Here is a 14340-nt window from a genome sequence, read left to right as displayed (position 1 = left end):
AGCCTCGATCGCTGTTTTGGAAAAGTTATCAATCGATGATGAAAACAAAATTAACAAATCAGTCGTCAGCGGTGAAGATGGGGGCACACGCTCACCGACAGCCTCGTCGGTTCAACAACTACAAAAGGCGGATCAGCATGGCCGGACTGGACAAGCGCGTAGCAACCTATGAAGAGGCCCTGGCAGGCCTGACCGACAACATGACGGTATTGGCCGGTGGCTTCGGCCTGTGCGGCATTCCCGAGAATCTCATCGCCGAAATCAAGCGCCTTGGCGTCAAGGGCCTGACTGTCGTTTCCAACAACTGCGGCGTCGACGGCTTCGGCCTGGGCGTGCTGCTGGAAGACCGGCAGATCCGCAAGATGATCGCCTCCTACGTTGGCGAGAACGCTGAATTCGAACGCCAGCTGCTCAGTGGCGAACTGGAAGTCGAACTGACCCCGCAAGGCACCCTGGCCGAGAAGATGCGCGCCGGCGGTGCCGGTATCCCGGCCTTCTTCACCGCCACCGGCTACGGCACCCCGGTTGCCGACGGCAAGGAAGTACGCGAGTTCAAGGGTCGCAAGTACATCCTCGAAGAGTCCATCACCGGCGACTTCGCCATCGTCAAGGGCTGGAAGGCCGACCACTACGGCAACGTGGTGTACCGCAACACCGCACAGAACTTCAACCCGCTGGCGGCCACCGCCGGCAAGATCACCGTGGTCGAAGTAGAGGAAATCGTCGAGCCTGGCGTGCTGTTGCCCAGCGAGATCCACACCCCGGGCATCTACGTCGACCGGGTGATCGTCGGCACCTTCGAAAAACGCATTGAAAAGCGCACCGTCAAGGCCTGAGGCCGTCCATCAGAACAACAAAGAGATCCTGACCATGGCACTGACCCGCGAACAGATGGCGCAACGCGTCGCCCGTGAACTGAAGGACGGCTACTACGTCAACCTCGGCATCGGCATCCCGACCCTGGTGGCCAACTATGTACCGGCCGACATGGACGTGATGCTGCAGTCCGAAAACGGCCTGCTCGGCATGGGCGAATTCCCCACCGAAAGCACTCTTGATGCCGACATGATCAACGCCGGCAAACAGACCGTCACCGCTCGCCGTGGTGCGTCGATCTTCGACTCGGCGCAATCGTTCGCCATGATCCGTGGCGGCCATGTCGACCTCACCGTGCTGGGCGCCTTCGAAGTGGATGTGGAAGGCAACATCGCCTCGTGGATGATCCCTGGCAAGCTGGTCAAAGGCATGGGCGGCGCCATGGACCTGGTGGCCGGTGCCGATAACATCATCGTCACCATGACCCATGCCTCCAAGGATGGCGAGTCCAAGCTGCTGCCGCGCTGCAGCCTGCCGCTGACCGGGGCCGGCTGCATCCGCAAGGTGCTGACCGACCTGGCCTACCTGGAGATTGAAGACGGCGCCTTCATCCTGCGTGAAACCGCGCCGGGGGTGAGCGTTGAAGAGATCATCGAGAAAACCGCTGGCAAGCTGATCGTGCCGGACGATGTAAAGGAGATGACCTTCTAAAGCGTCACACTGCCCCCCTGTAGGAGCGGCCTTGTGTCGCGAAAGGGCAGCAGAGCGGCCCCTCGATCTCGGCGTTGGTGCTGAAATGGTGGGGCTGCCTTGCAGCCCTTTCGCGACACAAGGCCGCTCCTGCAGGGTTTTTTGCGTTTTTGCTGAAAAGTCCGATAAAACCAATAAAAGGAAGTAACCGTGGCCGCTGAAATCCAAGACAGCCGCTCCGCCCGCTTTGCCCTGCGCTGTTCCAACTGGGCCGAACGCTGGTTCCCCGACTCCTGGGTATTCGCCGCCCTGGCCGTGCTGCTGGTGTGCATCGGCGCCCTGGCCATGGGTGCCAAACCGACCGACACCGCCAAAGCCTTCGGCGATGGCTTCTGGAGCCTGATCCCTTTCACCATGCAGATGGCCTTCGTGGTCATCGGCGGTTATGTAGTGGCCAGCTCGCCACCCGCTGCCCGCCTGATCGACCGCCTGGCGCGCATCCCCAGCAATGGCCGTTCTGCGGTGTGCTGGGTCGCACTGATCTCGATGCTGGCCTCGCTGCTCAACTGGGGCCTGTCGCTGGTGTTCGGCGGGCTGCTGGTCCGTGCCCTTGCCCGTCGGACCGAACTGAAGATGGACTACCGCGCTGCGGGTGCTGCGGCTTATCTGGGCCTGGGTGCTGTCTGGGCGCTGGGCCTGTCGTCTTCGGCTGCACAGTTGCAAGCCAACCCGGCCAGTCTGCCGCCTTCGATCCTGTCGATCACTGGCGTGATCCCGTTCACCGAGACCATTTTTCTCTGGCAGTCCGGCGTGATGCTGGCGGCCCTGGTAATCGTCTCGCTGGTGATCGCCTATGCCACGGCACCTGGCCCGAACAGTGCGCGCAGCGCCGAAGACTGCGGTGTCGATCCCAGCTTTACCGCGCCACCGGCACCCAAGCGTACCCGCCCGGGCGAATGGCTGGAGCACAGCCCGATCCTGATCCTGATGCTGGTGGCCCTGGCCGGCGGCTGGCTGTACCAGGAGTTCGCCACCAAGCCTGCGATCACCGCCATTTCCGGGCTGAATACTTACAACCTGCTTTTCATCATGCTCGGTGCCTTGCTGCACTGGCGCCCGCGCAGCTTCCTCGATGCCGTGGCCCGCGCCGTGCCGACCACCACCGGGGTGCTGATCCAGTTCCCGCTGTATGGCTCGATCGCGGCAATCCTTACCCAGGTCAAAGGTGTGGATGAGCAGACCCTGGCCCACCACATTTCGCTGTTCTTCACCCAGATCGCCACCCATGACACTTACGCGCTGCTGATGGGTGTGTACTCGGCGGTGCTGGGCTTCTTCATCCCGTCGGGGGGTGGCAAGTGGATCATCGAAGCGCCTTACGTGATGCTGGTAGCCAACGACCTGCAGTACCACCTGGGCTGGGCCGTGCAGATCTACAACGCCGCCGAGGCGCTGCCGAACCTGATCAACCCGTTCTACATGCTGCCGCTGCTGGGCGTGCTGGGGTTGAAGGCACGTGATCTGATCGGCTTCTCGTTCGTGCAGTTGCTGGTGCATGTGCCGCTGGTGCTGGTGTTGCTGTGGGCGCTGGGCGCCACGTTGCAATACGTGCCGCCAGTAATGCCTTGAAGTAATTGCGTTGGCTGCACCGGCCTCTTTGCGGGCAAGCTCGCGAAGAGGCCGGTGCCGGTTTTCAATCAGCCAGCGTTGCCAGCAATGCTGCCAGGGCCGCTCGCTCTGGCTCATCCAGCCCGAACACCGGCCGCCGTGGCTCACCTACTGGTAAGCCAGTCATTCCCAGGCCAGCCTTGATGGTCGCTGGCAAGCCGCCCTTGAGAATGAAGTCGAGCAACGGCAACTGCCGGTAGAACAGCGCCCTGGCCCGCGCCAGGTCACCCTCAAGCACAGCTTGGTAAAGCGCCTGGTTCAACGCCGGAATCAGGTTAGGCGCTGCGGTGCACCAGCCCTTGGCCCCGGCCACGAACGCTTCCAGGGCCAATGGGTTGCAGCCGTTGTAGAACGGCACTTGGCCCTCGCCAAGCAGCTGCAGCTTGTGCATGCGCTGGATGTCGCCGGTGCTCTCCTTGACCATCGTCACGTTGGCCACCTCGCGCACGATGCGCAGGATCAGCTCCACCGACATGTCGGTGCCGCTGGTGGCAGGGTTGTTGTAGAGCATGATCGGGATATCGATTGCATCGCCAATAGCGCGGTAGTGCTGGAGGATCTCGGCTTCGCTGAGTTTCCAGTAGGCTGCCGGCAGCACCATCACCGCGTCGGCGCCATGGGCCTGGGCGAAGCGGGCACGGCGTACGGCGCCAGCCGTGGTCAGGTCGGACACGCTGACGATGCTGGGCACCCGCCTGCCGATCTTGTCGAGGCTGTACTCGGCAACCTGCTGCCATTCGTAGTCGCTGAGGTAAGCACCTTCGCCGGTGCTGCCCAACGGGGCGATGGCCTGCACGCCGCCGTCGATCAGGCGTCCGATGGATTGGCCCAGTGCAGGCAGGTCGAGCTGTTCGCCGCCGGCGCTGAAAGGGGTGATGGTGTAGCCGATGATGCCGTGGAATTCAGTGGTCATGGTTGTAGGCTCCGCAAGCAAGGCATTCAGGGGTCAGTTAAGGCAGTCGGGGTGAGCACGCAGACTCTGACGGGCAAAATAGTTGAAGGCAGCGGCATGTCGCTTGGGCCGGTCGATCCAGTCATGGGCTTCGCGGCCCAGCGCCGGAGCAATGGGTTTGATGGTGCCGGCCGACATCGCCAGCAGTTGCAGGCGCGCGGCGCGTTCGATCAGCTGGGCGTAAACGCAGGCCTGCTCGATGCTGGTGCCGGTGGACAGCTGGCCATGGTGCGAGAGCAGGATGGCGCGCTTGTCGCCCAGCGCGGCGCTGATGATTTCGCCTTCCTCGTTGCCCACCGGCACGCCTGGCCAGGCTTCGAGGAATGCGCAATCGTCGTACAGCGGGCACAGGTCCATGTGTGATACCTGCAGCGGGACTTCCAGCATCGACAGGGCAGCAACGTGGGTCGGGTGGGTGTGGATGATGCAGTGCACATCCGGCCGGGCGCGGTATACCCAGCTGTGGAAGCGGTTGGCCGGGTTGGGCATGCCCTGGCCTTCGAGCACTTCGAGGTCCTCGTTGACCAGCAGCAGATTGCTGGCGCTGATTTCGTCGAAGCCCAGTCCCAGTTGCTGGGTATAGAAAGTGCCAGGTTGCGGGCCGCGGGCACTGATCTGCCCGGCCAGGCCGGAGTCGTGGCCGTGATCGAAAAGAATTCGGCAGGTGAGGGCCAGCTTTTCCCGTACAGTCCACGTATTATCGGCAAGCGAGCCTTGCATCTGCTTCAGCGCCTGCTGGACCAACTGGTCCTTGCTGTGTGTCAGGGTCTTGGCCATGGGGGGTTCCTCTGTGGCGTGATGAGCGATGTCGGCGCTGGCCCGCTCCGAAGCGTTGGTAGGTTGAGGAGCAGCTCAGTGCGTGACACAAATAATCCTATATGACACAAAGTGTCATAAGCAAGCCTGTGGATCCCGGGAAAATCGCGCGACATGCCTAACCGATTGAAAGTATTGAGAAAAAAATTGGGAGTCACGCTGGAGGCGCTGGCCGAAAGAGCCGGCATGACCAAAAGCTACCTGTCCAAGGTGGAGCGCGGCCTGAACACGCCCTCGATCGCTGCTGCGCTCAAGCTGGCACGGGCGCTGAACGTCAATGTCGAAGAATTGTTCGCTGAGGAGCAGGCCGGGCAGAGCCGTTACAGCCTGGTGCGCCAAGGCGAGCGTCAGGCGTTGGTGGGTGATGGCCACGGGCCGGGCTACGCAGCGCTGACCCGCCAGTTCGGGCAGCACAACCTGCTGCCGTTTCTGATCCAGCCACCGACCGAGTTCAGCGACCCGACCTTCAAGGAGCACGAGGGAGAGGAGTTTCTGTTCGTTCACGCCGGCCAGGTGGAGGTCGACTTCATGAATGAGCGGGTATTGCTGGAGCAGGGCGATGCGCTGCACTTCAACGCCCAGACACCACACCGCCTGCGCTCGGTCGGCGAACAGCCGGCGCAGCTGCTGGTGGTGGTGCACCACAGCGGCGAATGAGGGCAGGGCGATGATCGAGGTGTCGCGGTTCTGGCGGGATCCGGCATTGCCCTTCGTCGAGGCCCGGCGCGTGGGAGATGGGCGCAAGGTCTGCTATGCCGCCCATTCCCATGAGAGCTTTTCCATCGGCGTGATTACTAGCGGGCGCAGTACCTACCTGAGCGGTGCCGGCCAGGTCGAGGTGATGGCCGGTACCACGGTGTTGATGAACCCCGGTGTGGTGCACACCTGTAACCCGATCGCCGGGCAGCCTTGGTCGTACCTGATGCTGTTCGTCGACATGCCGTGGTTGCTGGCTCGGGGCTTCGTATTGCCAGCGCAGACGTTCAGTCCTTCTGCTGGGCTGTACAGCCGGTTGCTGCAACTCTTTGCCGACATGTTCGACGCTGAATTGAGTGATCGGGAAGCACGCCTAGCCGCTTTTTTCGCCGATCTTCCCGGTTATCTGCATCCCAGCGCGCAGAAAGTGCGCAGCGAACATCCGCAGTTGGATGCCGCGGCGGCGTTCATTCGTGCCCACCGAGGCGACCCGTTGTGCCTGGCAGACATCTGCGCGGCTTGTGGCTTGTCCCGGTCCTACCTGATCCGTGCGTTCCGCCAGCGCTTCGGCCTGACGCCACACGGTTACTTGCTGGATCAGCGAGTGCAGCAGGCGCGGGCGCAACTGCGCAAGGGCAGGCCGATCGCTGAGGTGGCACTGGAGGCGGGTTTTGCCGATCAGGCGCATCTGCAGCGGGCGTTCAAGCAGCACCTGGCGGCGACACCGGGGCATTACCGCGATGCAGTGCCGGCCTCAAACCAGCAGATAAACCGCGCTGCCCACCAGCAACACGGCCAGCCCCCGATTCAGCAACCGTAGATACCGCGGCTCCCGCAAGTACTGGCGGATCACACTCCCGGCCCACGCCCAGCAGGCTACCGAAACGAAACAAATCGGCCCGTAGATCCAGGTGAACAACCACAGCAGTTGCTGTTCACCACCGGTATAGGCACCCACGCCCGCCACCGCTGCCAGCCAGGCCTTGGGGTTAAGCCATTGCATCGCCGCACCCTGCCAGGCCGAAGGTGCACGCTGCTGATCGTTACCCCCCAGCTGGCCATCATCGCTGGCCAGCTTCCACGCCATGTACAGCAGGAACGCCACGCCGCCCCAGTGCAGCGCCTTGCCCAGCAGCGGCCAGCGCACCAGCAGTTCGTGCAACCCCAGGCCTACCAGTACCAGCAGCAGGCAAAAGCCCAGCGTTGCCCCCGTCACATGCCACAGGCTCGCCCGCAGGCCATGACGGGCACCGCTGCCGAGGGCGACGACATTGACCGGACCGGGTGAGATCGAAGCGGCAAGGGCAAAAGCGGCCATGGAAAGAGACAGACTCATTTACCGTTACTCCGTGCGTTGGACGATCCTGCCATCCTGCGGCTTCAAGCGTCACGGGTATTGAACAAAAGTCCCCTGCAGCGTGTTACAGGTTTTGTAATAGTTTCGCGCTATCTGAAAAACCTGCTGTGCTTGTAGGATCTCTTTCCCTATTTTTGATCAAGGTCTTTATGAGCACCTTCGCGGAGCCCCCCAGTTCTCGGCCCTTCTGGCCATCCCCCTTTCGTCCTCGTGACGCCGCCTTCGTGAGTACCCGCTAATGGAATGGCTAGCCGACCCCACGGCCTGGCTGGGCCTGTTGACGCTTATCGTCCTCGAGCTGGTGCTGGGTATCGACAACCTGGTGTTCATCGCCATCCTCGCCGACAAGTTGCCGCCACATCAGCGCGACCGCGCGCGGGTCATCGGCCTGAGCCTGGCGCTGATCATGCGCCTGGGCCTGCTGGCCAGCATCTCGTGGATGGTCACCCTGACCGCGCCGCTGTTCGAGGTGTTCGGCAAGAGTTTCTCCGGCCGTGACCTGATCATGCTGTTTGGTGGTGTGTTCCTGCTGTTCAAGGCCACCATGGAATTGCACGAGCGCCTGGAAGGGCACGTCACCCAGGCTTCGGGTGCGGTACGCCATGCGCTGTTCTGGCCGATCGTGGCGCAGATTGTCGTACTCGACGCGGTGTTCTCGCTGGACGCGGTGATCACAGCCGTGGGCATGGTCGAAGAGTTGTCGGTGATGATGATCGCGGTGATTTTCTCGATCGGCATCATGATCGTCGCCAGCAAGCCGCTGACCCGCTTCGTCAACGCCCACCCGACGGTGATCATGCTATGCCTCGGCTTCTTGATGATGATCGGTTTCAGCCTGACTGCCGAAGGCCTGGGCTTCCATATCCCGAAAGGCTACCTGTACGCGGCCATCGGCTTCTCGATCCTTATCGAGCTGTTCAACCAGCTGGCCCGTGCCCGCCGCAAACGCAGCCTGCAACAGCATCGTCCACTGCGTGAGCGAACTGCACATGCCGTGCTGCGCCTGCTGGGTGGTCGTCGGGTCGAGGCTGACGAGGTGGGCGAAGAAATTGCCGACCTGGTAGAAGGGGGCGAGGAGCAGGTGCTGTTCGACCGCCGTGAACGCGTGATGATCAGTGGTGTGCTGAACCTGGCCGAGCGACCGATCCGCACGGTAATGACCGCGCGGGCCGAGGTTGATGTGCTCGACCTGGCGCAGCCGGCCCATGCCATCACCGAGGCCTTGGCCAACTCGCCGTACTCGCGCCTGCCGCTGATTCGCGATGGCCATATTGAGGAACCGCTGGGCTTCGTGCACAAGAAGGAGCTGCTCAAGGAGCTGTTGTCCGGCAGCCAACCAGACCTTGAGCGGATGGCCCGGGCGCCGTTGAACCTGCTGGAGAGCTTCAGCATCCTCAACGCCCTGGAGCAGATGCGCAGCCAGTCGACGCACATTGCCTTCGTGATCAACGAGTTCGGTGATTTCACCGGCCTGTTGACCATGACCGACATCCTCGAGTCGATCGCCGGCGAGTTGCCGGATGCCAGTGAGGTGGAAGGCCCGGCGATCATCGAGGAGGGTGGCAGCTTTGTCATCAGTGGCGCCCTGAACCTGAGCCAGGTCCAGGCCCGTACAGGCTTCAGCGCTCGTGCCACCGAGGACTATCAGACCCTGGCGGGCCTGGTGATGAGCTTGCTGGACCGCCTGCCGGTGGTGGGTGACCAGTTAGCCTGGAACGGCTGGAGCATGACCGTGGTGGCGGTGGAGGAGCGTCGGGTGCGCCAGGTGCGCCTTACACCGAACGTCGACGCTGACGTAGCAGGTGCTTGAAGCCTTCAAGCACCAGCACCAGCACGGCGGCCCAGATCGGCAGGTAGGTCAGCCACTGGTCCGGGCCGATGGTTTCACCCAGCAGCAGGGCGACGCCCACCAGCAGCACCGGCTCGACGTAGCTGAGCAGGCCGAACAGGCTGAATGGCAACAGGCGGCTGGCCAGCACGTAGGCGATCAGGGCACAGGCGCTGATCGCCCCCAGCAGCGGGATTAACCCGTAGAGCCCTGGGTGTTGCTGCAGATCGGCTGCCGACAGCGGCCCCTGGGTAACGAAGTACACCGCCCAGGGCAGCAACAGACACATGTCGCACCACAGGCCACCGAGGTGGTCGGTGCGGCAGCGTCGCCGCAAGACGAAGTAGATTGGGTAGCCGATCGTCACCAGCAAGGTTTCCCAGGCGAAGCTGCCATTCTGGTACAGCTCATGTCCCACGCCCAGTGCGGCGCAGCTGACCGCAACTTTCTGCAGGCGTGACAGGCGCTCGCCGTACACCAGGCGACCGGTCAACACCATCGCCAGCGGCAGCAGGAAGTAGCCCATCGACACTTCCAAGCTGCGCCCGTGCAGCGGTGCCCAGAGGAATAGCCACAGCTGTACGCCCATCAACCACGAAGTACCGACCATGCCCAGCAGCAGGATCGGCGTCTGACGTACGCGGGCGAGCAGCTCGCCGACGCGCTTCCAGTCTTTGCTGACCAGCATGAACAGGGTGAGGCAAGGCAGCGTCAGCAACGTGCGCCAGCCAAAGATCTCTTCGCCGTCGAGCGGCGAAACCAAGGACGTATAGAAATACATCACGGCGAACAGACAGGACGCCATGACCGACGAAATAATGCCTTTTGACACGAATGCCTCGGATAGGGGAGTGAGCGGGTGGATCAGTCGCGCATGATCTCAGGGGGCGCGTCTTGCGGCAACCGCGTAACACCGGGGCGTGTAGCCAGTGCGCTGAGAAACGCGTCCGCCGGCATCGGCCGGGCAAACAGGTAGCCCTGCTGAAAGTCCACCCCGAAATCAGCAAGATAGTCACGCTGGACTTCGGTTTCCACCCCTTCGGCGACAATGCCCAGACCCAGTTTGCCGGACAGCTCGATAATGCTGTCGAGAATGTGCTGCGACAACGCGTCACCACCGATCATGGCCACGAAGCTCTGGTCGATCTTCAGGTAATCGACCTTGAACTGGCGCAGGTAGTTGAGGCTCGACTGGCCCGTGCCAAAGTCATCCAGAGCAATCATCACCCCCATGTCATGCAGCTTGGCGAACAGCTCGAGGGCTACCGGTGTGGCTTCGAGCAGCTTGCGCTCGGTCAGCTCCAACGTCAGCCGTACCCGCCCAGGCGGGAAATGCTGCAGGAAGGTGCGGCAGTCGTCGAGCAGGCTCAGGTCGCGGCAGTGGTCGGCGGTAATATTGATGCCGATGTGAAAGCCGTCTTCCAGCAGCGCGGCGTACGGCGCAAGGCTCTGTGCGGTATGCAGCATCAGGGCCCGGGTCATGGCAACGATCTGGCCGCTGTGTTCGGCGTAGGGGATGAACAGGTCCGGGCGCACCAAGCCTTCACGGGGGTGGTTCCAGCGCATCAGCACTTCAGCTCCGGCCCAGCGGTAGTCACCTTTGCGTACTACCGGCTGGAAATACGGCAGAAACTCGTCCGCTTCAAGGGCACGACGCAATTCGGCGCGCGGTGAACTGGCCCGGCGAATCTGCCAGCGGCAGGCGCAACCGGCCACCACGCCCAGCACCAGCAGCAAGCTGAGCAGGGCGGGGTAATGGCTGCGCAGCACCTCACCTTTTTTGCTGGCTTCGTAGCCGCCGTGCACGCTGAACGGGTAGCGGGTCGAGCCCAGGGTGACATCGGCGGCGGCAGCCAGCGGTGGGGTACCGTCGTGCACCACGCCGTCCTTGCCCAACCAGGCACTGCCGACACGAATCTGTAACGCTTCCTCCGGGCCGATCAGGCGCAAGGCGGTGAGCAGGTGATCGCCATCCACGGTGCTGATCGCGCCACGGTCACCATCGCTGGTCCGATAGACAAGCAGGGCATGGCCGGGCGTTACCGAGTTGCCATCCATCAGCCATAGCCGGCCATCGGTGTAGTCGTTGCCATCGACGGGCTCATCGAAGTCGCCGAACAGCGAACTGCAATACAGGGTGTGCTGCTGGACCAGGTTGGTCGAACGCACGAAGGCATTGCGTGTGACTTGGCTGCGCAAGGCAAGCTGGGCGTCCGCGCAGGGGCTCCCCGCCAGCGGCAGCAGCGCCTGCGCGGCATTGGCGAGGTTGTCTAGAATGTGATCGACATACTCGACTACCTGGCGTGTGGTTGCCTGGCTGGTGGCGCGCAGTTCGCGCTCGATCTGCCAGTTCATCACCACCAGGCCACAGGCAAGGGGCACCACGCCAACGATCCAGGGCAGGAGCGTGCGCCAGCTCCAGCGAGCGGGGCGTTTGACCGTGAGGGGCATGCTGGGGTGATCTTCCTGAAGACTGACGTGCTGAGGATAGCCCTTTGTCGGCAGCGGTGGCGAACTAATGCGCGACAAAGCCAGTTACGCACTGTAGAATCGATTTACGAATACAACAATAAGGTCCTTCGCCTCTGGAGGATCAACTCCCGCCGAGAATGGGTCCATATGACATACCATGGGTTCAAGCTGATCATTGGTGACTTCCTCGCCCGCAGCGTGCGCGGTATCCCGTGCTCACCACCATTGCCGTTCCACATCCTACGCATTCATTAATTTTCGCTGCAGATGAGGGTACGAACATGGCTGATATCTTTGAAAATCCAATGGGCCTGATGGGCTTCGAATTCATCGAACTGGCTTCGCCGACACCTGGCGTGCTGGAACCGGTATTCCAGATCCTGGGTTTCACCAAGGTGGCCACCCACCGCTCCAAGGACGTGCACCTGTATCGCCAGGGCGGCATCAACCTGATCCTCAACAACGAACCCAAGAGCATTGCCTCCTACTTCGCTGCCGAGCACGGTCCGTCGGTGTGCGGCATGGCGTTCCGGGTACGTAATGCCCACGAAGCGTATGCCCGGGCACTGGAACTGGGGGCTCAGCCGGTCGAAATCGAAACAGGCCCGATGGAATTGCGCCTGCCGGCGATCAAAGGCATCGGTGGAGCACCGCTGTACCTGATCGACCGTTTCGAAGAAGGCAGCTCGATCTACGACATCGACTTCAACTTCATCGAAGGCGTCGACCGTAACCCGCAAGGGGCAGGCCTGAAGATCATCGATCACCTGACCCACAACGTCTATCGCGGGCGCATGGCGTATTGGGCCGGTTTCTACGAGAAGCTGTTCAACTTCCGCGAAATTCGCTACTTCGACATCAAGGGTGAGTACACCGGCCTGACTTCCAAGGCCATGACTGCCCCCGACGGCATGATCCGCATTCCGCTCAATGAAGAGTCGTCCAAGGGCGCCGGGCAGATCGAAGAGTTTCTGATGCAGTTCAACGGTGAAGGCATCCAGCATGTCGCCTTCCTCACCGATGACCTGCTCAAGACCTGGGACGCGCTCAAGGGCTTCGGCATGCGTTTCATGACCGCACCGCCGCAAACCTATTACGAAATGCTCGAAGAGCGCCTGCCTGGGCATGGCGAGCCGGTCGACCAGCTGCAAGCCCGCGGCATCCTCCTGGACGGTGCGTCCGAGTCAGGCGACAAGCGCCTGCTGCTGCAGATTTTCTCTGAAACGCTGCTCGGCCCGGTGTTCTTCGAGTTTATCCAGCGTAAAGGGGATGACGGTTTCGGTGAAGGCAACTTCAAGGCACTGTTCGAATCCATTGAACGGGATCAGGTCCGCCGTGGCGTGCTCAATGCGCAGTGAGTGAGACGTAGCGCCGTCAGCCCTTGCTGGCGGCGCTGCGAACACGCTGGTGACGTTGCCTGAACAAACCCCAGTAAGTAATCGAGCCAGTAATGATCCCGACCAGTGCCAGGGAAGGGAAAAGTTGTTTCATGGCGTGGCGCTTCTCTCGAGCCGAGAACCCTTTTTCATAGCCTGCCTTGACGGTATAGCCATACTTGGTCGAGACACCCTCTCTGAAAAATTCGTCTTGCGATGGCCGCACCGGGTCGCGACTGTCGCCATCCGCCCAGATGTATAGATCCGCGAACTCAAGTAACAGGGTCAGCCCCGTCTGAAAGGCACGCAGTTCATTGCGCAGCAATGTGCCATAGGAGATGGCAATGACACCCAGCTGCTTTTCTCTCAGCTGATAGGCAAGCAGAACGGCATTGGGCATTGCAGGCGGGTCCAGTACCAGACGAAATTGCGATTGTTCATCTGGAAATATCTGATCCTGTGTGTTGGGCGTTTTCATGGTTTTGCAATAAGTACGCCCGTCAATGGTCAATGCCAGCGAGCGCAGGTGCGCTGCATTTGCAACCTGATCGACCAGTTGCGCCTGGGTATCCTCGCAGGCGGTACCTGCCAACATCATTGCCGCAGACGCTGAAGCGTGTATACGGTCCAGTGCCAGGTCCACGGAATAGATAGCTTCGCTGACAGAGACCTGCGCGGTCTCGTCTAATTTCTTGTCCTGCTGATAGAACATGATCATCAAGCCGGTGCCAACCGGCAGCAAGCTGATCGCCAAAGCCAGCAGCAGTTGTATCAAGCTGTGCCCTGCAGTTTTGAATTTCGACATGATCTTCGGCCCACTTTCACTGGGCGGCCCGAGATGGACAACCCAATGGACAGCCTACGAATCCCTCTGACCCCCGGCTGTAGTCCAAAGCCAAGCTTGTCATGTGAACTACGCTGCTTAGGTGTAGGACTCATTTCGACTTGAGCCAAGCAATCACCTTTTCAGCCAACAGGCCTGTCGAGGCGGGGTTCTGCCCGGTGATCAGCCGGACGTCGCAGACCACGAAAGGCTTCCACGGGTCTTCGTCCTTGCTATAAATGCCGCCCCGCGCAACCAATTCATTTTCGGTGAGAAAGGGCACTACCTTGTCCAGCTCTGCCAGTTTTTCTTCAGTGTTGGAAAAGCCGGTCACCTGCCGGTCCTTGAGCAGCAGGCTGTTGTCGCTGAGCTTGATGTTCAGTAGGCCCACGACACCGTGACAGACGGCGGCGACAACGCCATTGGCCTCGTAAATCTTGCGTGCCAGTTCCTGTAACGGCTGGCTGTCCGGGAAGTCGTACATCACCCCGTGCCCACCGGTGTAGTAAATGGCGCAGTAATCACCTGCTTTGACCTTACCCGGGCTTGACGATGCGCCCAGGCGGTTCATGAACGACTTATCGTCGTACCATTGCCAGTCCAGCTCAGGGGCCATTTGCAAGCTATGCGGGTCGATTGGCACATAGCCGCCATCCGGGCTCACGTAATCGACTTCAAACCCGGCTTTCTGCACGACGTCGACAAAATGCACCGCCTCACCCAGCCACAGGCCGGTGGCCCGCTTCAGGAGCGGGTATTTGGCCGTGTTGGTCATTACTACCAGAATTTTCTTGCTCATCACCACGCTCCCTGGTCTGTCGTTGAAGGGCAATGCGTTGCTTGGCG

14 protein-coding genes are annotated in these 14340 nt (G+C 61.4%); 7 read left to right on the top strand and 7 right to left on the bottom strand.

Features of this window, described 5'->3' with window-relative positions:
- Positions 1-137 precede the first annotated feature (137 nt).
- The 3 genes from APH28_RS02130 to APH28_RS02120 all read left to right on the top strand — a co-directional run bounded on the left by APH28_RS02130 (position 138) and on the right by APH28_RS02120 (position 3135).
- The gene (locus APH28_RS02130; RefSeq protein WP_054885320.1) at positions 138-836 is read left to right on the top strand and encodes a CoA transferase subunit A; all 699 of its coding nucleotides are present in this window, start codon (positions 138-140) and stop codon (positions 834-836) included.
- 34 nt (positions 837-870) lie between these two features.
- Complete coding sequence (locus APH28_RS02125) at positions 871-1527, top strand: CoA transferase subunit B (protein WP_060507397.1); 657 nt, start codon at positions 871-873, stop codon at positions 1525-1527.
- Positions 1528-1716: 189 nt separating this feature from the next.
- Entirely contained in the window at positions 1717-3135 is a 1419-nt protein-coding gene (locus APH28_RS02120) for a short-chain fatty acid transporter (RefSeq protein ID WP_060507396.1), read from the top strand.
- A gap of 64 nt (positions 3136-3199) precedes the next feature.
- On the opposite strand, the gene APH28_RS02115 is transcribed toward APH28_RS02120, so the two are convergent.
- Positions 3200-4087: a dihydrodipicolinate synthase family protein gene (locus APH28_RS02115; RefSeq protein ID WP_060507395.1), complete on the bottom strand. Its 888-nt coding sequence runs from the start codon at positions 4085-4087 to the stop codon at positions 3200-3202.
- A gap of 33 nt (positions 4088-4120) precedes the next feature.
- Positions 4121-4903: an aldolase gene (locus tag APH28_RS02110; RefSeq protein WP_060507394.1), complete on the bottom strand. Its 783-nt coding sequence runs from the start codon at positions 4901-4903 to the stop codon at positions 4121-4123.
- 153 nt (positions 4904-5056) lie between these two features.
- Between APH28_RS02110 and APH28_RS02105 the strand changes: the two genes are divergently transcribed.
- Together APH28_RS02105 and APH28_RS02100 are read left to right on the top strand one after the other, a co-directional pair.
- Positions 5057-5599, top strand: coding sequence for a helix-turn-helix domain-containing protein (locus tag APH28_RS02105; protein WP_060507393.1), 543 nt, complete (start codon positions 5057-5059; stop codon positions 5597-5599).
- Between the two features lie 10 nt (positions 5600-5609).
- Entirely contained in the window at positions 5610-6458 is an 849-nt protein-coding gene (locus APH28_RS02100) for an AraC family transcriptional regulator (protein ID WP_060507392.1), read from the top strand.
- Here the strand turns inward: APH28_RS02100 and APH28_RS02095 are convergent.
- Complete coding sequence (locus tag APH28_RS02095; RefSeq protein ID WP_060507391.1) at positions 6393-6974, bottom strand: LysE family translocator; 582 nt, start codon at positions 6972-6974, stop codon at positions 6393-6395. The genes APH28_RS02100 and APH28_RS02095 overlap by 66 nt on opposite strands.
- Before the next feature lie 259 nt (positions 6975-7233).
- On the opposite strand from APH28_RS02095, the gene APH28_RS02090 reads away from it, so the two are divergent.
- Positions 7234-8805, top strand: a complete 1572-nt coding sequence (locus APH28_RS02090; RefSeq protein WP_060507390.1) for a TerC family protein — start codon at positions 7234-7236, stop codon at positions 8803-8805.
- Here the strand turns inward: APH28_RS02090 and rarD are convergent.
- Positions 8768-9655 (bottom strand): EamA family transporter RarD, encoded by an 888-nt coding sequence (gene rarD / locus APH28_RS02085; RefSeq protein ID WP_060507389.1) that lies wholly within the window; start codon positions 9653-9655, stop codon positions 8768-8770. The genes APH28_RS02090 and rarD overlap by 38 nt on opposite strands.
- 32 nt (positions 9656-9687) lie before the next feature.
- Entirely contained in the window at positions 9688-11274 is a 1587-nt protein-coding gene (locus APH28_RS02080) for a cyclic diguanylate phosphodiesterase (RefSeq protein ID WP_060507388.1), read from the bottom strand.
- Between the two features lie 302 nt (positions 11275-11576).
- Between APH28_RS02080 and hppD the strand changes: the two genes are divergently transcribed.
- Entirely contained in the window at positions 11577-12653 is a 1077-nt protein-coding gene (gene hppD / locus APH28_RS02075) for a 4-hydroxyphenylpyruvate dioxygenase (RefSeq protein ID WP_060507387.1), read from the top strand.
- 16 nt (positions 12654-12669) lie between these two features.
- Here hppD and APH28_RS02070 read toward each other — a convergent pair whose 3' ends face one another.
- Both APH28_RS02070 and APH28_RS02065 read right to left on the bottom strand, forming a co-directional pair.
- A complete protein-coding gene (locus APH28_RS02070) occupies positions 12670-13476 on the bottom strand; it encodes a CSS-motif domain-containing protein (RefSeq protein ID WP_060507386.1) in 807 nt (268 codons plus the stop codon).
- 130 nt (positions 13477-13606) lie between these two features.
- Positions 13607-14293, bottom strand: a complete 687-nt coding sequence (locus APH28_RS02065) for a type 1 glutamine amidotransferase domain-containing protein (protein WP_060507385.1) — start codon at positions 14291-14293, stop codon at positions 13607-13609.
- Positions 14294-14340: the final 47 nt, after the last annotated feature.

It is taken from the genome of Pseudomonas sp. NBRC 111124 (genome assembly GCF_001320245.1).
In the GTDB taxonomy this organism is placed as follows: Bacteria; Pseudomonadota; Gammaproteobacteria; order Pseudomonadales; family Pseudomonadaceae; genus Aquipseudomonas.
Note: the sequence above shows the minus strand (reverse complement) of the source record. Positions and strands in the feature narration are given on the sequence as shown.

Bases quoted from the DNA above. Each gene is read 5' to 3' on its own strand.
- APH28_RS02115 (WP_060507395.1), bottom strand. From the start codon at position 4,087: ATGACCACTGAATTCCACGGCATCATCGGCTACACCATCACCCCTTTC.
- APH28_RS02080 (WP_060507388.1), bottom strand. From the start codon at position 11,274: ATGCCCCTCACGGTCAAACGCCCCGCTCGCTGGAGCTGGCGCACGCTC.
- APH28_RS02100 (WP_060507392.1), top strand. From the start codon at position 5,610: ATGATCGAGGTGTCGCGGTTCTGGCGGGATCCGGCATTGCCCTTCGTC.
- APH28_RS02105 (WP_060507393.1), top strand. From the start codon at position 5,057: ATGCCTAACCGATTGAAAGTATTGAGAAAAAAATTGGGAGTCACGCTG.
- APH28_RS02095 (WP_060507391.1), bottom strand. From the start codon at position 6,974: ATGAGTCTGTCTCTTTCCATGGCCGCTTTTGCCCTTGCCGCTTCGATC.
- APH28_RS02130 (WP_054885320.1), top strand. From the start codon at position 138: ATGGCCGGACTGGACAAGCGCGTAGCAACCTATGAAGAGGCCCTGGCA.
- APH28_RS02065 (WP_060507385.1), bottom strand. From the start codon at position 14,293: ATGAGCAAGAAAATTCTGGTAGTAATGACCAACACGGCCAAATACCCG.
- APH28_RS02110 (WP_060507394.1), bottom strand. From the start codon at position 4,903: ATGGCCAAGACCCTGACACACAGCAAGGACCAGTTGGTCCAGCAGGCG.
- hppD (WP_060507387.1), top strand. From the start codon at position 11,577: ATGGCTGATATCTTTGAAAATCCAATGGGCCTGATGGGCTTCGAATTC.
- APH28_RS02070 (WP_060507386.1), bottom strand. From the start codon at position 13,476: ATGTCGAAATTCAAAACTGCAGGGCACAGCTTGATACAACTGCTGCTG.
- APH28_RS02125 (WP_060507397.1), top strand. From the start codon at position 871: ATGGCACTGACCCGCGAACAGATGGCGCAACGCGTCGCCCGTGAACTG.
- APH28_RS02090 (WP_060507390.1), top strand. From the start codon at position 7,234: ATGGAATGGCTAGCCGACCCCACGGCCTGGCTGGGCCTGTTGACGCTT.